Annotated in this window: 16 protein-coding genes; 8 read left to right on the top strand and 8 right to left on the bottom strand. The window is 66.4% G+C overall.

The window, feature by feature from the left end:
- The first annotated feature begins 44 nt into the window (after positions 1–44).
- Positions 45–773, top strand: a complete 729-nt coding sequence (gene queC, locus QHG62_RS19785) for a 7-cyano-7-deazaguanine synthase QueC (protein ID WP_281147392.1) — start codon at positions 45–47, stop codon at positions 771–773.
- Here queC and QHG62_RS19780 read toward each other — a convergent pair.
- Entirely contained in the window at positions 731–2,518 is a 1,788-nt protein-coding gene (locus QHG62_RS19780; protein WP_281147391.1) for an ABC transporter ATP-binding protein/permease, read from the bottom strand. The genes queC and QHG62_RS19780 overlap by 43 nt on opposite strands.
- Positions 2,519–2,629: 111 nt before the next feature.
- Positions 2,630–3,190 carry a phosphonate degradation HD-domain oxygenase gene (locus QHG62_RS19775; protein WP_281147390.1) on the bottom strand — a complete coding sequence of 187 codons (561 nt, stop codon included), beginning with the start codon at positions 3,188–3,190 and terminating at the stop codon, positions 2,630–2,632.
- 224 nt (positions 3,191–3,414) lie between these two features.
- Between QHG62_RS19775 and QHG62_RS19770 the strand changes: the two genes are divergently transcribed.
- The 7 genes from QHG62_RS19770 (at position 3,415) to QHG62_RS19740 (ending at position 11,001) form a co-directional block, all read left to right on the top strand.
- Positions 3,415–4,449, top strand: coding sequence for a putative 2-aminoethylphosphonate ABC transporter substrate-binding protein (locus QHG62_RS19770; RefSeq protein ID WP_281147389.1), 1,035 nt, complete (start codon positions 3,415–3,417; stop codon positions 4,447–4,449).
- Positions 4,449–5,522, top strand: a complete 1,074-nt coding sequence (locus tag QHG62_RS19765) for an ABC transporter ATP-binding protein (RefSeq protein ID WP_281147388.1) — start codon at positions 4,449–4,451, stop codon at positions 5,520–5,522. Before QHG62_RS19770 ends, QHG62_RS19765 begins: the two co-directional genes overlap by 1 nt.
- Before the next feature lie 216 nt (positions 5,523–5,738).
- On the top strand, positions 5,739–7,454 hold the full coding sequence (locus tag QHG62_RS19760) for a putative 2-aminoethylphosphonate ABC transporter permease subunit (RefSeq protein ID WP_281147387.1): 1,716 nt from the start codon (positions 5,739–5,741) through the stop codon (positions 7,452–7,454).
- Positions 7,454–8,596, top strand: coding sequence for a TIGR03364 family FAD-dependent oxidoreductase (locus QHG62_RS19755; RefSeq protein ID WP_281147386.1), 1,143 nt, complete (start codon positions 7,454–7,456; stop codon positions 8,594–8,596). Before QHG62_RS19760 ends, QHG62_RS19755 begins: the two co-directional genes overlap by 1 nt.
- Positions 8,597–8,609: 13 nt before the next feature.
- Positions 8,610–9,437 (top strand): phosphonoacetaldehyde hydrolase, encoded by an 828-nt coding sequence (gene phnX / locus QHG62_RS19750; protein ID WP_281147385.1) that lies wholly within the window; start codon positions 8,610–8,612, stop codon positions 9,435–9,437.
- Positions 9,438–9,511: 74 nt separating this feature from the next.
- The gene (locus QHG62_RS19745; protein WP_281147384.1) at positions 9,512–9,646 is read left to right on the top strand and encodes a hypothetical protein; all 135 of its coding nucleotides are present in this window, start codon (positions 9,512–9,514) and stop codon (positions 9,644–9,646) included.
- Positions 9,647–9,747: 101 nt separating this feature from the next.
- On the top strand, positions 9,748–11,001 hold the full coding sequence (locus tag QHG62_RS19740; RefSeq protein ID WP_281147383.1) for an MFS transporter: 1,254 nt from the start codon (positions 9,748–9,750) through the stop codon (positions 10,999–11,001).
- Between the two features lie 9 nt (positions 11,002–11,010).
- Here QHG62_RS19740 and QHG62_RS19735 read toward each other — a convergent pair whose 3' ends face one another.
- The 6 genes from QHG62_RS19735 to QHG62_RS19710 form a co-directional block, all read right to left on the bottom strand.
- Entirely contained in the window at positions 11,011–13,254 is a 2,244-nt protein-coding gene (locus tag QHG62_RS19735; RefSeq protein WP_281147382.1) for a phosphocholine-specific phospholipase C, read from the bottom strand.
- A gap of 14 nt (positions 13,255–13,268) precedes the next feature.
- On the bottom strand, positions 13,269–15,473 hold the full coding sequence (locus tag QHG62_RS19730; RefSeq protein WP_281147381.1) for a phosphocholine-specific phospholipase C: 2,205 nt from the start codon (positions 15,471–15,473) through the stop codon (positions 13,269–13,271).
- A 73-nt stretch (positions 15,474–15,546) separates the two neighbouring features.
- The gene (locus tag QHG62_RS19725; RefSeq protein WP_281147380.1) at positions 15,547–15,762 is read right to left on the bottom strand and encodes a hypothetical protein; all 216 of its coding nucleotides are present in this window, start codon (positions 15,760–15,762) and stop codon (positions 15,547–15,549) included.
- Between the two features lie 196 nt (positions 15,763–15,958).
- On the bottom strand, positions 15,959–16,858 hold the full coding sequence (locus QHG62_RS19720) for a 5'-nucleotidase (RefSeq protein ID WP_258504304.1): 900 nt from the start codon (positions 16,856–16,858) through the stop codon (positions 15,959–15,961).
- A 26-nt stretch (positions 16,859–16,884) separates the two neighbouring features.
- Positions 16,885–18,120: a type II secretion system inner membrane protein GspF gene (gspF, locus tag QHG62_RS19715; protein ID WP_281147379.1), complete on the bottom strand. Its 1,236-nt coding sequence runs from the start codon at positions 18,118–18,120 to the stop codon at positions 16,885–16,887.
- A gap of 15 nt (positions 18,121–18,135) precedes the next feature.
- Complete coding sequence (locus tag QHG62_RS19710; RefSeq protein WP_157612340.1) at positions 18,136–19,527, bottom strand: GspE/PulE family protein; 1,392 nt, start codon at positions 19,525–19,527, stop codon at positions 18,136–18,138.
- Positions 19,528–19,554 lie beyond the last annotated feature (27 nt).

The raw sequence follows: 19,554 nt of genomic DNA, 5'->3' as shown, positions 1-19,554 counted from the left end.
ATCGGGGCTTTTGTACCGCGACGGACCACTGCCCTCGAAGAGAAATGCCCCTGCACACCACCGCCCTCGTCCTGTTCTCCGGTGGCCAGGACTCGACCACCTGCCTCGCGGACGCGCTCTCCAAGTACCAGCGCGTCGAAACGCTGGGCTTCGACTACGGCCAGCGGCACCGCGTGGAACTCGACGTGCGCGGCACCATCCTTTCGAAGCTGCGCGAACGCTTTCCAGGCTGGGCGCCGCGCCTGGGCGAAGACCATGTGCTCACGCTCGCCGCGCTGGCGCAACTCGGCGGCTCCTCGCTCACGGAAGAGGTGGCGTTCGAAATGCAGGCCGACGGCCTGCCTAACACCTTTGTGCCCGGCCGCAACCTGCTGTTCCTCACGCTTGCCGGCGCACTGGCCTACAGGCGCGGCCTGCAGGTGATCGTCACCGGCGTCTGCGAGACCGATTTTTCGGGCTACCCCGACTGCCGCGACGACACCATGAAGGCCATGCAGCTCGCGCTCTCGCTCGGGCTGGAGCGTCGCCTCGTCATCGAAACGCCGCTGATGTGGATCGACAAGGCCGAGACCTGGCAGATGGCGCACCGCCTGGGTGGCGAGCCGCTGGTCGACCTGATCGTGGAAGAAACCCACACCTGCTATCTCGGCGACCGTGAGCACCGCCAGGCATGGGGCTACGGCTGCGGCGAGTGCCCTGCTTGCGACCTGCGCAAGAAGGGCTGGGAACGCTACGCGGCAACGCCGCCTGCGGGCGTCACCTCCACGCGGTAGCGCGCGGAGGCGCCTTCGGCCTCCGGCACCAGCGTCCAGCGCTGGGTGTGGAATTCGCCCACGGCTGCGCGGTGCGCAATGGAAACCATCGCGCCGTTTCGGGCACGCACCATCTCTGAAAGCCGCTGATAGAGCGCGTGCTCGGCCGGCCCGTCCAGCGCACTGCTGATCTCGTCCGCGAAGACCCAGCGCGGTTTCTTCAGCAGCACGCGCGCTATTGCAAGCCGCTGCTGTTCACCGCCCGAGAGCTTCTGGCTCCAGGCGTCGCTGTCGTCGAGCCGGGCGGCCAGGTCAGGCAGCAGGGCGTCGGCCAGTGCCTGGCGCAGCTCGGCATCGCTGTACCTGGCGGCGTCTTCGGGATAGGCCAGCGCCTGGCGCAGCGGGCCGTTGGGCACGTAGGGCCGCTGCGGCAAGAACATCGCGTCCGCCGGCACCTGTACCTTGCCGCTTCCGAACGGCCAGATGCCCGCGAAGGCGCGGAACAGCGTCGACTTGCCGCTGCCCGAGGGGCCCTGCACCAGCACGCTGTCGCCGGCCGCGGCCGAAAGGGCTGCATTCGCGAGCAGTGGCTTGCTGCCGCCCGGCAGGCTCAACGAGAGGCCGTCCGCGCGCAGCACCTCTGCATCGCTGCGTTCGAAGGCGTTCGACTTTTCGGCGTGCGCACGAATCGCGTCGTCAAAGCTTGTGAGCCGGTCGGCCGTCGCACGCCACGAGGCCACGTTGTCATAGTTGTCGACGAACCAGCTCAGCGCGTCCTGCACCTTGCCGAAGGCCGACGAGATCTGCATCAGTTGCCCCAGCTGGATTGCGCCGCTGAAGAAGCGCGGTGCCGCCACCACGAACGGGAAGATCACTGCCGCCTGGCCAAAAAAGGCGGTGAAGGTCACGAGATTCTTCTGCTGCTTGATGAGCGCGAGATAGTTGCGCAGCACCGCGCCAAAGCGCAGGTCGAGCTGCCCGCGTTCCACCGTCTCGCCGCGGTCCAGCGCAATGGCCTCGCTGTATTCGCGCACGCGCACCAGGTGGTGCCGGAAGTCGGCCTCGAAGCGCTGCTGGCGAAAGTTCAGCCCGATCAGCGGACGGCCGATGTAATGGGTGATCACCGTGCCGACCACGCAGTACACAAGTGCGAGCCAGACCATCGAACCGGCGATTTCGTAGGTGCTGCCGCCGATCGGCAGCGCGGTGGTGCCCGACAGGCCCCAGAGAATGCCCACGAAGCTGATCAGCGTGACCACGGCGTTCAGCAGCCCCATCGAGAGCGTCATGGTCGCGGCGGTGAAGAGCTGCATGTCTTCCTGGATGCGCTGGTCGGGGTTGTCGGGCGTGGCGCCGTCGCTCTTGGCATAGCGGGCGAGCTCCAGCTCGTAGAACGTGCGGTTGGCCATCCAGCGGCCGAGATAGTTGCGCGTGATCCAGGCGCGCCAGCGCAACTGCAGCAGCTGGGTCACATAGAACTTGAGCACCTGCAGCGCGATATTGAAGAAGGCCAGTACGCAGAACACACGGACCTCGCGCCAGAACACGGCCGCGTCTTTGTTCTGCAGGCCGTCGTAGAAGCGGCCGTACCACTGGTTGAAGAGCACCAGCGCATAAACGTAGGCCAGGTTGAGAGCGACGATGGCCGCGAACATCAGCCGCGCACGCCACTTCTCCTCCGACCGGAAGTAGGGGGCCGCGAGCGCTAAGACGCGTCGCAGCACCTGGACGAAGGTTTTCGCGCGTTCGTTGACGGAAGGAGACATGCGGGGCTTTCCTCGGAGGCGCTTGCGCGCGGAGATCTTGAGGGAGCCATCCTAGACAAATTTCTTAAGCCGGCCTGAAGCTGGCGCGCGCAGGCCCGAGGGGCCGCAGCCTCAGCGCAGCATGACCCGGGCCGCAATTTCCAGAAAGTGCTTGAGCGGCGGCGTCTGGAGCCCGGCCACCTTGGCCTCTTCGTCCCAGAGCCGCAGCCGGATTGCATCGCCCGACCAAGGGTGGTCGGCAAAGCGCCGGGCGGCCTCCGCGCTCATTGGCCCGCCCTGCAGTGCGAGGCTGCGCACCGAATCGGGTGACAGCCGCGAGAAGTAGTCGGGCCGCGTCGCGCAAAGATATCGCTTGGCATCCACATGCAGGCGGATCGGCTCGCGCACTTCCAGCCCGAAGGCGCCGCGCAGCACCGGCATGGCAATGTATTGGTGGCGGTCGTCGATGCCCAGTTCGCTGGGTGAGCGCGAGAGCGTCTGATGCTCGGCGATCAACAGGTGGCCAAGATCATGCAGCAGCGAGGCCGTGACCAGCGCGTGGTCCGCGCCGGCCTGCTCGGCCAGCCACGCGCATTGCAGCGCATGCTCGAGCTGCGACACCGGCTCGCCTGCATAGGCGACCTCGCCCCGTTCGGCGAACAGGCGGGCGATCTCGGCGAGGTCGAGTGTCATGGCTCTGAAACAAAAGGCGGAAAGCGCAGGCGGCAGTGCGCGAGCTTCGTGCATTGGGGTGACAAGGGCATGACGAAGCCCCGCAAACACCGTGCCGGCGCGTGCCTTCTGACAAATGCCTGTCACACGCCGCTGCCAGCATCGCCGCGTTCATGGCGCTAGCCGTGCGTACTTTTTTCTTCCGCATTCCTTTCCGCTTCGTCTTCTTTTCCGAGGTATTCCCCATGCTGCGTCGTTCTATCCGCTGGGCCGCCGTGCCGGCCGCTCTGCTCTCGCTGGCTTTTGCTGCTTCGGCCCAGGGCCGCACCGAGTTGCTGGTGTACACCGCGCTCGAGGCCGACCAGGTGCAGGCCTACAAGGCCGCCTTCGAAAAGGAGAACCCGGCCGTCGAACTGAAGTTCGTGCGCGACTCCACCGGCATCGTCACCGCCAAGCTGCTGGCCGAAAAGGCCAACCCGCAGGCCGACGTGGTGTGGGGCCTGGCCGCCACCTCGCTGATGCTGCTCGACAAGGAAGGCATGCTGCAGCCCTATGCGCCCAAGGGCCTCGACGCCATCAAGCCCACCATGCGCGATGCGGCCAACCCGCCCAAGTGGGTGGGCATGGACGTGTGGTCGTCGGCCATCTGCTTCAACACTGCCGAAGCGCAGAAGAAGAGCCTGCCCAAGCCCACCAGCTGGGCCGACCTGACCAACCCGGTCTACAAGGGCCAGATCACCATGCCCAACCCCGCGGCATCGGGCACGGGCTACCTGATGGTCTCGGGCTGGATCCAGATGATGGGCGAAGAAAAGGCGTGGAAGTACATGGACGCGCTGCACCAGAACATCGGCATCTACAGTCAGTCGGGCAGCAAGCCCTGCCGCCAGGCCGGCGCCGGCGAGTTCGCGCTCGGCATGTCGTTCGAATACCGCGCCAACAAGACCAAGCGCGACGGCGCTCCCATCGACATCGTGCTGCCCAAGGAAGGCCTGGGCTGGGACATGGAAGCCACCGGCATCCTGAAGACCAGCAAGAAGCAGGAAGCCGCCAAGGCGCTGGCCGACTGGGCCGTGACCAAGCAGGCCAACGAGCTGTATGCAAAGAACTTTGCGGTGCTCGCGCTGCCGGGTATCCAGGAAAAGCTGGAGTTTGTGCCGGGCGACGTGGAGAAGCTGCTCGCCAAGAACGACTTCACCTGGGCCGCCGCCAACCGCGACCGCATCCTGACGGAATGGTCGAAGCGCTACGAATCCAAGTCGGAAAAGAAGCCGATGTGATGACCAGCTTTCTTTCTCTTCGCGGCATCGGCAAGTCCTTTGGCGCCACGGGGGTGCTCGACGGCATCGACCTGGACATCGAGCCAGGCGAGTTCGTGTGCCTGCTCGGACCTTCGGGCTGCGGCAAGACGACGCTGCTGCGCATCGTGTGCGGCATCGAGCGTGCCGACAGCGGACAGATACTGCTCGGCGGGCAGGACATCGCGGGCCTGCCGCCCGCGGCGCGCGGCTTCGGCGTGGTGTTCCAGTCGTATGCGTTGTTCCCCAACCTCACGGCCGCGCAGAACATTGCCTACGGCCTGCATCCCACGGGCGCACTGGCCCGCGAGATGGCCAAGCGCTCGCGCGAGATGCTCGACCTGGTCGGGCTGGCCGCGCACGCCGACAAGTACCCGGTGCAGCTTTCGGGCGGACAGCAGCAGCGCGTGGCACTGGCGCGCGCGCTGGCACCCAACCCGCGCCTGCTTTTGCTCGATGAGCCGTTGTCGGCACTCGATGCGCAGGTGCGCGCAAGTCTGCGCAGCGAAATACGCTCGCTGCAGAAGCGTCTGGGCATCGTCACCATCATGGTCACGCACGACCAGGAAGAAGCTCTTTCCATGGCCGACCGCGTGGTGCTGATGCACAACGGCCGCATAGAGCAGGCCGGCACGCCCGACGAGCTTTACCGCCAGCCGCGCACGCGCTTCGTGGCGGGCTTCGTCGGTCGCATGAACATGTTGCCCGCCACGGTGCTGGCCGATGGCAAGGTGCGTGTGCGCGACAGCGAGTTGTTTTGCGCGCCGGGCAGCCTGAGCGTGGGTGCGAAGGCCACGGTGGGAATTCGGCCCGAGCATGTGGTGGTCAAGCGCTTCGGTTCGGAGCTCGGCGACAACAGCTTTGCGGCGCGGCTGTTGGACACGGAATTCTTCGGCAACCGGACCTCGGCACGGCTGGCTTGCGAGCCGTTGGGTATCGAGATCGAGGCCGAGCTGCCGGCCGATGCGCGCGGCGATGGCGGCGAGCCGCTGGTGCCCAGCAGCATGGTGCATATCCAGTTGCCTTTGAATGCGCTGTCTGTTTTGGCGCATTGAATGCAGCTTCTTTCTCTTTGCTGCGTTGTGTTTGACGTGCGCGGTTCGGGGCGCGCACCCGCCGACGGGGTACCTTTCTCCGCGAATGTCCCCCGGCGCAGCGAAATAAAGGAGGAGGCCGCAGGCCGGGGGACATTCGCGGAGGGGAGTACCCGGTGGCCTTTGCACCCGCCGTGAACTCAACCACCGCCAATTCGCGAGCGGGGTCCTGCTGACATGAGCAGCTCTCCCGAAGCCATCGCCACCATTCCAACGGTGACGCAACGCAGCAGCGCATTCGACCGCGAACGCTGGCTGACAAGCGCCGCTGTGTGGCTCGTCGTATTGCTGCTGGTGGTGATCGTCGCGCTGCCCGTTGGCGCACTGGTCGGACAGAGCTTTTTCGACCGCACCGGCGTGTTCGTCGGCCTCGCCAATTTTGCGCGTTACCTCGAGAACCCCGCACTGGTGCAGTCGGCTTTCAACAGCCTGGGGCTTGCCGCAATCAGTGCCGTGATCTGCACGGCCATTGCCTATGTGTACGCCTATGGCCTCACGCTCTCTTGCATGCCGGCCAAGGGTGTGCTGCGTGCGGTGGCGCTCATTCCGCTGCTTGCGCCTTCGCTGTTGCCGGCCATCAGCCTGGTCTATCTGTTCGGCAACCAGGGGATCTTCAAGGGCCTGCTGGGCGATGTGTCGATCTATGGCCCGCTGGGCATTGTGCTGGGGTCGGTGTTCTGGACGCTGCCGCATGCGCTGCTGATTCTCACCACCGCCATGGCCACTTCGGATGGGCGGCTTTACGAAGCAGCGCAAACGCTCGGCGCGTCCCGCTGGCGCATCTTTCGCACGGTCACGCTGCCGTCTTCCCGCTACGGCCTCATCGTGGCGGCGATGGTGGTGTTTGTGCTGGTCATTACCGACTTCGGCGTACCCAAGGTGGTCGGCGGGCAGACTGGCGTGCTTGCTACCGACATCTACAAGCAGGTGGTCGGGCAGCAGAACTTCCAGATGGGCGCGGTGGTCGGCCTGGTGTTGCTGATTCCGGCGGTGCTGTCGTTCCTGGTCGAGCGGCACGTGCGCAGCAAGCAGGCCGCAGCGCTCTCCGCGCGCGCCACGCCTTACCGGCCAGAGCCCGTCAAGACGCGCGACCGTGCGCTGCTCGTGTTCTGCGTGCTCACGGCCTGCGCCATCCTCGTGATGATCGGCATGGCGGTGTTCGCATCGCTTGCTACCTACTGGCCCTACAAGCTCGCGCCGTCGCTCAAGAACTACGATTTCAGCAACATGGACGGCGGCGGCTGGGGCAGCTACTTCAACTCGCTGCGGCTCGCGGTGTGTGCCGCGGTGGCGGGTGCGTTCGTTACCTTCATTTCGGCCTACCTGGTCGAGAAGCCGCGCCACTTCGGCCTGCCGCGCGAGTTGCTCAATCTGCTCGCCAACTTGCCGCTTGCCGTGCCGGGGCTGGTGCTGGGCGTGGGCTACATCTTCTTCTTCATCTCGCCTTCGAATCCGCTGCGCGTCATCTACGGCAGCATGACCATCCTCGTGGTGTGCACCGTGGCGCATTTCTTCTCGGTGGCGCACCTCACTTCGCTCACTGCCCTGCGCCAGCTCGACCGCGAATACGAGCTGGTGTCCGAATCGATGGGCGTGCCTTTCTGGCGCACGCTCTGGCGCGTGCACCTGCCGGTGGCGCTGCCCACCGTGCTCAACGTGGGCGGCTATTTCTTCGTCAACGCGATGACGACTGTTTCGGCCGTCGTGTTCCTCTACTCGCCGCAGACCACGCTGGCCGCCATTGCCGTGCTCAACATGGACGATGCCGGCGACGTGGCGCCCGCCGCCGCCATGGCCTCGCTGATCATGCTCACGGCCGCTGTCGGCCGCGGCGTGTTCGCGCTGGCCGGGCACTGGGCGCTTGCGCGAACCCAAACCTGGAGAAACCGGTAATGCCCGGACCCCAAATCAACAACAGCAAAGACAGCTTCGACGTGATTGTCGTCGGCGCCGGCATCGTGGGCATGGCTCATGCGTATGCGGCGGCGAAGCGCGGCCTCAAGGTGTGCGTGGTCGAGCGCGACGCAGCCTGCATCGGCGCGTCGATCCGCAACTTCGGTTTCATCACCATCACAGGCCAGGCGCCGGGCGACACCTGGCGCCGCGCGATGCACGCCCGCGAGGTCTGGCAGCACATCGCGCCGCAGGCCGGTATCGACATCGTGCACCGCAACCTCTGGCTCGCGGCCTACCGCAGCGAGGCGCACGATGTGCTCGAAGCCTTCATGCGAACGCCGATGGGCCAAGGCTGCGAGCTGCTCGATGCAGCCGATGCGCAGGCCAAGGCGCCGGCGCTGAGCTTGGCCGATGCACGTTCGGTGCTGTTCAGCCCGCACGAGTTGCGCGTGGAATCGCGCACCGCCATCGGCCTGCTCGCCAAATGGCTGGCCGAAGTGCACGGCGTGGTGTTCCGCTTCGGTGAAACCGTGCACGAAGTCGAAACGCCGCGCGTGCGGACGTCGCGCGGCACCTTGCGCGGCGAGCGCGTGGTGGTGTGCACCAACACCGACCTGCACGGTCTGTTTGCCGATCGCATTGCCGCGCAGGCGCTCACGCTGTGCCGCCTGCAGATGCTGCGCGTCAAGCCGGAGGCCGGCTTTCGGCTGCCGGGCTCGGTGATGATGGACCTGAGCCTGGTGCGCTACGAGGGCTACAGCACCTTGCCCGAAGCCGCCGCCTTGCGCGCGCGGCTGCAGGAAGAGGAGGCCGCCTCGCTCGCGCACGGCATTCACCTCATCGTGGTGCAGAGCGCCGACGGTTCCTTGGTGGTCGGCGACTCGCATCACTACGGCGATGCGCCCGAGCCGTTTGCGATGGAAGAGGTCGACCAGCTCATCCTTCGCCACCTGCGCAGCACGCTCAATCTCGAAGCAGCGCAGGTCACCGAGCGGTGGACCGGCGTCTATCCCTCTTCGAAGAGCGCGCCCTGCGTGATCGATGCGCCCGACGACGCGACGCGCGTGGTGCTGGTCACCAGCGGCACCGGCGCGAGCACCGGCTTCGGCATTGCGCACGACGTCTTCGAGACATGGTGATCAACCCCTTTTTATGAACGCCCACAACCACTCCAAGCTCCAGGCCGTCGTTTTCGACTGGGCCGGTACCATCATCGACTTCGGTTCCTGCGCGCCCATGGGCGCATTCGTGAAACTGTTCGAACAGTTCGGCGTGAACATCACCATCACCGAGGCACGCGGGCCGATGGGCATGGCCAAGTGGGACCACATCAAGGCGCTGGGCACGCTGCCTCGCATTGCATCGCAATGGGAGGCAGCGCAGGGCCATGCCTTCAGCGATGCCGATGTCGACCGCCTCTACGAAGTATTCACGCCGATGAATGCAGCCAGCGTGCGCGACCATGCGGGCTTCATTCCCGGCGCGCTGGAGGCCGTCAACGCCGCGCGCGAACGCGGACTCAAGATCGGTTCGACCACCGGCTACAACCGGCCGATCATGGAAGTGGTGGTGCTGATTGCCGCGGCTGGCGGCTATGCGCCCGACAACCTCGTGTGCGCCGGCGATCTTGCCGAAGGCCGCCCCTCGCCGCTCATGATGTACCGCTGCTTTGCCGACTTGGGGGTGTGGCCGCCGCACACGGTGGTCAAGGTCGACGACACCGGCGTCGGCCTGCAGGAAGGCCTCAACGCGGGCACCTGGGCCGTGGGCCTTGCGGTGAGCGGCAACGCGGTCGGACTCACGCTTGCCGAATGGAGCGCGCTCGATGCTGCACAGCAGCAGGAACACCGCGAGCGCGCCACCTCGCAGCTGCAGGCCGCGGGCGCGCACTACGTGATCGACAGCGTGGCCGAACTGCCCAATGTGCTCGAAGACATCGAGCGCCGGCTGCATGGCGGCGAGCGGCCGAGTGCCGCCTGACGGCTTCTCGATACCGCGCGGCACGGCGCCGCGTCCGACTTGACTTGCAGGGTGGCGGGCATAGCATCCGCCGCATGAGAAGCACAGCCTTCGTTCTTCTGTTCTGCATCGGCCTGGTGACGGCCGGCTGCAACGACAAGCCCAAGCCGGGCGGGCCAATGCCCAAGGCTTCGGCGAATGTCGTGGTGCCGGTGCTGTTCGCAGGCTGATTCGCCGCATCGGGGCGCCAGGCGGCACCCGCCGCCGGTTATTGCGCGCTCGCGTTCATGCGTCTCCGTGCCCGAGGGTATCCTCGCGGCGGAGAAAAACAATGACGACACCCGAGACAAGCATCCATCAAGCCGATTCACGCTATGCCATGGTGCGGCTCGGCCTCACGCTGCTCGTCATGACTGTCGGCAGCAGCGGCATGTACGTGGTCTCGGTGATGCTGCCCGCGGTGCAGGCCGAGTTCGGAGTCGCGCGTGCCGATGCTTCGTTGCCCTACACCCTGTTGATGCTCGGCTTCGGCATGGGCGGGGTACTGATGGGCCGGCTGGCCGATCGCTTCGGCGTGATGTGGCCCTTGCTGATCGGCGCGTTGAGCCTTGGTGTGGGCTATGTCGCGTGCGGCATGGCCGACGGCATCGTCGCCTTCATCGCGGCGCAGGCGGTGCTGGTCGGGCTGCTGGGCAGTGCCGCGGCTTTTGCGCCGCTGGTGGCGGACACCTCGCTGTGGTTCGTCAAGCGGCGCGGTATTGCGGTGGCGGTGTGCGCAAGCGGCAACTACGTGGCCGGCGCGATCTGGCCGCCCATTGCGCAGCACTTCATCGAGACGGTCGGCTGGCGCCAGACCTACATTGGCATGGGCATTTTCTGCGGCCTGGCGATGGCGGCGCTCGCGCTGTTCTTTCGTGCACGGCCGCCAGCATTGGCTGCCGCGCCGGCCGGCCCTAAATCCGGTGCGGCGCCGGTGCGCGACATGATGCGGCCCTTCGGCTTCAGCATGGGCACTGCCCAGGGGCTGCTGTGCGTGGCAGGCGTGGCCTGCTGCGTTGCCATGGCAATGCCGCAGGTACACATCGTGGCCTACTGCGGCGACCTCGGCTACGGCGCTGCTCGAGGTGCGCAGATGCTGTCGCTGATGCTGGGCTTCGGCGTGGTGAGCCGGCTGGTGTCGGGCGCCATCTGCGACCGCATCGGCGGGCTGCGAACGCTGTTGCTTGGCGGCGTGCTGCAGTGCGTCGCGCTGCTGCTGTTCCTGCCGTTCGACGGGTTGGTGCCGCTGTATGTGATCTCGGCGCTGTTCGGCCTGTTCCAGGGCGGGCTCGTGCCTTCTTACGCAATCATCGTGCGCGAGCACTTCCCGCCCGCGGAAGCAGGCGCGCGCGTGGGTACGGTGCTGATGTTCACGCTCTTCGGCATGGCGCTGGGTGGTTGGATGTCCGGCAAGATCTTCGACCTGACGGGCAGCTACCACGCGGCATTCCTGAACGGCATTGGCTGGAACCTGCTGAACGTCAGCATCGCGGCGCTGCTGACGTTCAGGGTTCGGCAGCTGTGGCTTCGCACCGCCACGGCATAGCTTGCGCAGCTACAGGTCGACCAGGCCCATCGCCGGATCGCTCACGGTGTGCCTGCCGGTTTCCACACGGCCGGCAAAGCGGCGCAGGTAGCCGGGGTCGGCATCGCAGGTGACCGCGAAGTCGTACCACTGGCCGCTGGTGGCAAGCTCCCAATGCTGTTCGGCCGCGGCGCCGCCATCGACGGTTGCGACCCACGGGCCATCGCTGCGGTAAGCCTTGGCGCTCACAGTGAACTTGCAGCTCTTTGTTCCGCCGTTGCGCATGTCGAGGTACACGTTGCCGTTGGCAATGTCGTAGCACACACGCACTTCAGGGATCGCGCCGCTCGTGCGCAGTGCGTCCAGGTTGCCCTTGAAATGGCGGTGAAAGCCGTTGGGCCCGAGCACCCACAGGTCGTAGAAGCCGCTGTTGTCGACGGCCGAATTCCAGGTGTCGTCGAGCGTCTTGCCGGCTTCCACCGTGTAGCGGCGCGGCAGGCGGCCGAGGTTGAGCTTGTCGTACACATGGAACACCGCGCCTGCCTTGCCGCCGTTCGCGAACAGCAATTGCACGGTGCCGGCAGCCGCGTCGGCGCGCGCACTGGCATGCAGCTCGTACGGCAGCGCACGCGACGGGCGGGTGCCGGTCGGTTGGCGCGGCAGTTGCGGGTCGATCGGCAGCGGCACCTGGCCCAGCGCCTCCTGGCTCAGCCGAAGCTGGTCGGCCTGGTCGCGGGTGCTGCGGCCCGCCAGCGTGGGCAGAGGCTCGTCGTTGGGGTTGGCAAAGTTGAAGGCGCTCGTGAGGTCGCCGCACACCGTGCGCCTGAATGCGCCGATGTTGGGCTCCTTGACGCCGAAGCGCGCTTCGATGAAGCGGATCACCGATGTGTGGTCGAAGGCCTGCGAGTTGACCCAGCCGCCGCGGCTCCAGGGCGAGATCACGTACATCGGCACGCGCGGGCCAGGGCCGTAAACGCGGCCGTCGGGCGCGGGCTGCTTGGTGCTGCCGGGTGGCGCCGCATGGGTGAAGTACTCGGGGGCCAGGTCTGCGGCGGGCAATGTGGTTTTGCCGGCGAAGGTGCCGTCGCCCAGCGGCGATGGCGCCGAAGGCGAAGGCGCGTGGTCGAAGTAGCCGTCGTTCTCGTCGAAGTTGACGAGCAGCACGGTCTTGCTCCAGATCTCGGGCACGGCGGTGAGCGAGTCCAGCACCTCTTGCAGGAACCATGCGCCCTGCACCGGGCTCGACGGGCCCGGGTGCTCGCAGTAGATCGACGGGGCGTTCATCCAGCACACCTGGGGTAGATTGCCTTCGCGAATATCGCGCCTGAAGGCGTCGAGGTAGTCCTCCGGCCGGGTGCCCGGCAGCGTGTTGGCCACACCCTTGTAGAGCGGACTCTTCGCATCGTCGGTCGCTCGGTCATAGGCGCGGTAGGGCAGCGGTTGGCCGGTATCGGCATAGGGCGAGTTCGGCTCGCCGCCGCTGGACACCGGAAAGCCCGAATCGAGGTTCGCCTGGCGAAACTGCCGGAAGGCACCCAGCATGTTGTCGCCCCATTCGTCGGGCATGTTCTGGTAGCTGATCCAGCGCACGCCGGCTTCTTCGAGCCGTTCGGCATAGGTCTTCCATGTGTAGCCGGTATTCACCGACTCTGGTCGCCCGTCGATCCAGTCCCACTCGTTCTTGACGAAGGCCGTGTTGGTGGGAATGGCGCCGTTGGTTCCGGTGAGATGAAAGGCGCGGTTGGCGTCGGTGCCGGTGTGCATGCTGCAGTGGTACGCATCGCAGAGCGTGAAGGCGTTGGCCAGCGCAAACTGGAACGGGATCTCCGCCTGCTTGTGGTAGCCCATGGCCTTGCTGGTCTTGTAGCGTGGCCACTGGTACATGCGGCCGCTGTCCCAGGCGTTCTGGCTGTCGGCCCAGTCGTGGGGCGTGCCGCCGTCGCGCTGCGCGTTGCCCTTGCGGCTGTCCAGGTGGTAGGGCAGCACCAGCTTGCCGCTGGCGTCGGTCTGCTGCCACACGTTCAATCCCTTGGGCAGCGGAATGGTGAACCGGTCGCCAAAGCCGCGCACGCCCATGAGCGTGCCGAAGTAGTGGTCGAACGAACGGTTCTCCTGCATGAGGATGACGATGTGCTCGACGTCCTGGATGGTGCCGGTCTTGTTGTTGGCCGGAATGGCCAAGGCGCGGCGAATGCTCGGCGGAAAGGCCGAGAGCGCGAGCGCTGCGGCACCGGTGGTAGCGGTGCCCGTGAGAAACCTGCGGCGTGAGTTCATTACGCGTGCAGCCCTCACAGGTCGGCCAGGCCCATGGCCGGATCGCTCACCGAGTGCTTGCCGGTTTCCACGCGCCCCGCAAAGCGGCGCACGAAGCTGGTGTCGGCATCGCAGCTCACCGCAAAGTCGTACCAGGCGCCGCTGGCTGCCAGGTCCCAGTGCAGTTCGGCCTTGGCGCCACCCGCCACCGTTGCGGTCCACGGGCCGTCGGTGCGATAGGCCTTGGCGCGCACGGTGAACTTGCAGGCGTTCTTGCCGCCGTTGAGCATTTCCAGGTACACGTTGCCGTTGGCAATGTCGTAGCACACGCGCACTTCAGGCGCGGCCGCGTCGCCGCTGCGAAGGGCGTTCAGGTCGCCCTTGAAGTGCCGGTGGAAGCCATTCGGCCCGAGCACCCACAGGTCGTAGAAGCCGCTGTTGTCGCTCATCGAGTTCCACGTGTCGTCCAGCGTCTTGCCGGGCTCGACCGTGTAGCGGCGGGGCAGGCGGTCGAGGTTGAGCTTGTCGTACACGTGGAACACCGCGGCGGCCGTGCCGGTGTTGGCGAACAGCAGTTGGGTTTTTCCGCCCGTGGCGTCGATGCGGGCGCTCGTGTGCAGCTCGTAGGGCAGCGCGCGCGAGGGGCGCGTGCCTTTGGCTTGAAGCGGCAGTTGCGGCAGCGCCGGAAAAGGCACTTGCGAAAGTGCCTCCTGGTCCGTGCGCAGCTGGTCGGCCTGCGCCTTGGTCTTGCGGCCTGCGAGCGTGGGGAGTGCTTCGTCGTTGGGCGAGGCGAAGTTGAAGGCGCTGGTGAGATCGCCGCACACCGCACGGCGGAAGCCGCTGATGTTCGTTTCCTTCACGCCGAAGCGCGCCTCGATGAAGCGGATCACAGAGGTGTGGTCGAAGGCCTGCGAGTCGACCCAGCCGCCGCGGCTCCAGGGCGACACCACATACATCGGCACGCGCACGCCGGGGCCGTACACGCGGCCGTCAGGCGGCGGCTGGTCGGTGGTGCCGGGCGGATTCGGATGGTTGAAGTATTCGGGAGCGAGCGCTTCGAGCGGCAGCGTGGTCTTGCCAGCTGGCGTGCCGTCGGCGTTGATGGACGGGGCGGCCGGCGAGGGAACGTGGTCGAAGTAGCCGTCGTTCTCGTCGAAGTTGATGATGAACACGGTCTTGCTCCACACCTCGGGCACCGCCGTGAGCGCGTCGAGCGTTTCCTGGATGTACCAGCCCCCCTGCACGGGGCTCGAAGGGCCGGGGTGCTCGGAATAGGTGGCGGGCGCAACGATCCACGACACCTGGGGCAGCTTGCCGTTCTTGATGTCCTGGCGGAACCGCTCGAGAAAGCCGCCGTCGGGCATGGTGTTGGCAATGCCCTTGTAGAGCGGATTGCCGGCGTCGTCGCTGGCCGGGTCGTAGGCGGGCGAGGCCACGTCGTTGCTCACGGGCTTGCCCGAAGCTTCGTTGGCGAGGCGGTACTGCTTGAAGCCGGCCAGCGAGTTGTCGGTGAAGTTGTCGGGCATGTTCTGGTAGACGATCCAGCTGACCTTGGCTTCCTGCAGGCGCTCGGGGTAGGTCTTCCAGGTGTAGCCGTTGGCGGAGCTGTCGATGCCGTCCCACTCGTTGTTGACCGTGGCCACATTCGCGCCCGTGGGGCCGTTGGTGCCGGTCCAGAGAAACATGCGGTTCGAATTGGTGCCGGTGTGCATGCTGCAGTGGTACGCGTCGCAGATCGTGAAGGCGTCGGCCAGCGCAAATTGAAACGGCAGTTCCGCATCGTTGAGGTAGCCCATCGATTGGGTGAAGGGCGCCGTCTTGGTCTTCTTGTATTTCACCCATTCGTGCATGCGCCCGCCGGCCCATGCAGCCTGGCCGTCGCTCCAGCTGTGCGGCGTGCCGGCCACGCGTTGCGCATTGCCTTTGGAGCCGTCCAGGTGATAGGGCAGCACTTCCTTGCCGGCGTCGTCGAGTTGCTGCCACACGCTGCGTCCGTTGGGCAGCGGAATGGTGAACCGGTCGCCAAAGCCGCGGACGCCCATGAGCGTGCCGAAGTAGTGGTCGAACGAACGGTTCTCCTGCATGAGGATGACGATGTGCTCGACGTCCTGGATGGTGCCGGTCTTGTTGTTGGCCGGAATGGCCAAGGCGCGGCGGATGCTGGGCGGAAAGGCGGCGAGTGCAAGCGCGGCGGCACCGGTGGTGGCCGTGCCCTGCAGGAATTTGCGGCGTGAGTTCATGGCTTGTTTTGTTTGGTCTTGGGGTTTGCGGTCGGGCGCTGGGATGGGCTGTGCAAGTTGTTGCAATGGGCGCTCAGGGCGCGCAGCGCATCTCGGGCTTCACGCCCGTGTCCGGTGCGGGCGGGTTCGGATTGGCCGGCGTGTCGGGCGTACCTGGTGTGGTGGGCGCGCCGCCGCCGGGCAGGAAGCCCGAAAAACCGCCGCCTCCGTCGCCGCCACCGCAGGCGGAAAGAGCGCAGGCCAGGGCCAGTGCGGAAAAGAGCCGCACGGAGGGAAATGAAAATCGCATGATGGGTTTCCTTGGTGTTGTGGTGTGTGCGCTCGGATGCGGAAAAAAAAATGGCGCCATGAAGGCACCGCGCACCGGACAGACCGCAAGACTAGGGAGAACCCGTTACATCGCCATGAAGGAGCGATGACAACGCGAAGGCGCGAGACGCACCACCGGAGCGGGGCGCCGCAATGGCGCCCGCACCGCAAGAGGCTCAGCCCTCGTTGCTGATGCCGCTGGAGACGTGGCCGGCCGGCACGTGGCGTGCCGCGGCGTCGACGTGGCCGGTCTGGTCGTCGAAGAAGAAGTCGGGTTCGAATTCGCGCAGGAATTCGCCTTTTGGCAAACCGCCGAGGAACATCGCTTCATCGACGCGGATGTTCCACTTCATGAGCGTGCGAATCGCGCGTTCGTGCGCGGGCGCGCTGCGTGCGGTAACCAGTGCGGTGCGAATGCGCATCTGCGCATTGCCGGCCATCTGCAGCCGATGCAGCGCGGAGAGCAGCGGCTTGAACGGGCCTTCGGGCAGCGGCAGGTCGGCCTTGCTGAGTTCGTGCGCTTGGAATGCGTCCAGGCCCTCGGCCTGGAACACGCGCTCGGCTTCGTCGGAAAACAGCACCGCGTCGCCGTCGAAGGCAATGCGCACTTCGTTGGGCCAGGCATCGCTGGCCTTGACCGATTCGACCAGCACCCGAGCGGCCGGAAAGCCCGCGTTGAGCGCCTCGCGCACGTCCTGCGCGTTGACCGACAGGAACAGGTGCGCGCGCAGCGGCCGCAGGTAGCCGAAGGGCGGGCGGCCCTGAGTGAACACGCCGCGCTGCAGCTTGATGTCGGCGGCCGCGCTGGAGCGGAAGATGCGCATGCCCGAGACCGGATCGTTGCGCGAAAGAATGACCACCTCGACGCGCTGCACGCCGTCGTCGTTGAAGCGCAGCAGCTTGCGGATCAGCGAGTAGGCAATGCCCGGTGCGGCCGGCACGTCGATGCGGTCGAGCTGCAGCTTCATGTAGCCCTCGTTGTCGCCGGCCTCGAAGATCTTGTTTTCTTCTTCAAGGTTGAACAGCGCGCGCGACGATATCGCGACCACGAGCTTGTCTTCGAGCGTGACGGGCATGAGGTTTTTCGGATTCCCTGGCGGGGTTACTTGACGAACTGGTTCAGCTGGATGATAGGCAGCATCACCGCCAGCACAATGAGCATCACCACGCCGCCCATGGCCACGATCAGCAGCGGCTCGAGAATGGTGGCCAGGTGCATTGCGCGGCGCTGCACTTCGGCGCCGAGCTGGTTGGCCGCGCGCTGCAGCATCAGTGGCAGCGTGCCGGTCTGCTCGCCGAGGCGGGCGAACATCGACACCAGCCCTGGAAAGCGCTTTTTCTGCGCCAGTGCCGAGGCGAGCGGCGCGCCTTCGCGCACCAGCACCAGCGCGTCGAGCGCGTCCGCGCGCATTGCGCGGTTGCCCAGCGTTTCGGATGCGGCCTGCAGCGCACGCAAGATCGGCACACCCGCAGTCGCGAGCATGGCCAGCGTGCTTGCAAAGCGCGCCGCGTTGTAGCCCCGCGCGAGCTTGCCGACCAGCGGCAGCTTGAGCCACGCGGCATCGAACTTCAGGCGGAAGGCTTCTTGCGCCAGCGCCAGTCGCGCGGCAATGGCAGCGAACACCACGCCGCCCAGCATCCACCAGCCGTAGTTGCGCACCGCCGCGCTCAGCGACAGCATCACCGTGGTGAGAAAAGGCAGCGAGCGCTTGGTACCCGCGAACACCTGCGCCACCTGCGGCACCACATAGCTCACCAGAAAGATCACGATCACGATGGCCACCAGCGTGACGATGGCCGGGTAGAGCGCCGCGCCGACGAGCTTCTGCTGCAGCGCCTGCCGCTCTTCCAGGTCGTCGGCAAGCCGGTCGAGCACGAGACCGAGATTGCCGCTCTGCTCACCCGCGCCGATCACGGCCGTGTAGATGGGCGAGAACTCGCGCGGGTGGGCCGCGAGTGCACGCGCGAAGGGCGAGCCCGCGTTGACCTCTGCGCGCAGCGACGCGACGAGATTGCGCTGCGGCTCGGTCTCGGCTTCGTCGGTGAGTGCGGTCAGCGCGCGTTCGAGCGGCAAGCCCGAAGACACGAGGCCCGCGAGCTGGCGCGTCCACACCGCAAGGCCCGTTGAATTGAAAATTCTTGCGCCGCCGCCGAGCCACCGGCGCAGGCCCCCGTTGCCCGTGCCGTTGACATGGCTGCTGCCGACCGGCGTGACCGACAGCGGAATGAGCGCCTGTGCGCGCAGCAGGCTGCGGGCGCTGCGCGCTGTGTCGGCCTCGAGCACGCCCTCGCGCGACTGGCCGCTGGCATCGATGGCTTCGAAGGAATAGGCGGGCATGGCAGAGCGAAGAGATTATTCGCGCGTGACCCGCAACAGTTCGGCACGCGACGTGATGCCGGCCTGCACCAGCCGCTCGCCGTCCTCGCGCATCGACCGCAGGCCGCCGCGCGCGCCGGCTTCGAAGAGTTGGCTTTCGGCGGCCTTGCCGTGGATGAGCGCCTGCACTTCGTCGTCGGCCACCAGCAATTCGAAGATGCCGGTGCGGCCCTGGTAGCCGGTCTGGCCGCAGACCTCGCAGCCGGCGCCCCCGCATGCCGTGCACACCTTGCGCACCAGGCGCTGGGCCAGCACGCCCAGGAGAGATGAGCTCAGGAGGAAAGGCTCCACCCCCATGTCGGTGAGGCGCGTGACGGCGCTGACCGAGTCGTTCGTGTGCAGCGTGGCGAGCACCAGGTGGCCGGTGAGAGAGGCCTGAATGGCGATCTGCGCGGTTTCGAAGTCGCGGATCTCGCCGATCATGATCACGTCGGGGTCCTGCCGCAGGATGGCCCGCAGTGCTTTCGCAAACGTGAGCTCGATCTTGGCGTTGATCTGTGTCTGGCCCACGCCGGGCAGTTCGTATTCGATGGGGTCTTCCACCGTCATGATGTTGCTGCGGCTGGCGTCGAGCCGGGCCAGCGCGGCGTACAGCGTGGTGGTCTTGCCCGAACCCGTGGGGCCGGTCACCAGGATGATGCCGTGCGGCTGTGCGATGAGTTTTTCAAAGCGCTCGAGCGTGTCGCCCTGCATGCCGACCGATTCCAGCGTGAGCTTCGATTCGGTCTTGTCCAGCAGGCGCAGCACCGCGCGCTCTCCATGCGCGCTTGGCAGCGTTGAAACGCGCACGTCGACCGCGCGGGTGCCGATGCGAAGGCTGATGCGCCCGTCCTGCGGCAGCCGCTTTTCGGAAATGTCGAGGTCGGCCATGATCTTCAGGCGCGAGATCAGCGCGGCGTGCAGCGCGCGGTTGGGCTGCACCACCTCGCGCAGCGTGCCGTCGATGCGAAAGCGCACGGACGAAGTGCGCTCGTAGGGCTCGATGTGAATGTCGCTTGCGCCGTCGCGCGCGGCCTGTGTGAGCAGCGCGTTCAGCATGCGGATGATGGGCGCATCGCCCGCGCTTTCCAGCAGGTCTTCGACAGCTGGCAGCTCCTGCATCATGCGCGAGAGGTCGGCGTCGCTCTGCACCTCGCTCACCACCGCGGCGGCGCTCGATTCGCCTTGCGCATAGGCCGCGCTGATGCGCTGCGCGAGCGGGCCGTCGGCCAGCACTTCGAAGGCCTGCACGCCGTACTTGCGCGTGACTTCGCCGAGCGCGCTGCGCGATGGGTGGCTCGACATCCACAGCGTGTAGCGGCCGTCGTCGGCCTCTTCGAGCAGCAACTGCTGGCTGCGTGCGAACGCGTAGGGCAGGGGGTGGCGCATGGGCGGGATCGGCGGTGCGTTTTCTTA

Origin of the sequence: Variovorax paradoxus, from assembly GCF_029919115.1 — a bacterium.
Classification (GTDB): domain Bacteria; phylum Pseudomonadota; class Gammaproteobacteria; order Burkholderiales; family Burkholderiaceae_C; genus Variovorax; species Variovorax paradoxus_O.
Note: the sequence above shows the minus strand (reverse complement) of the source record. Positions and strands in the feature narration are given on the sequence as shown.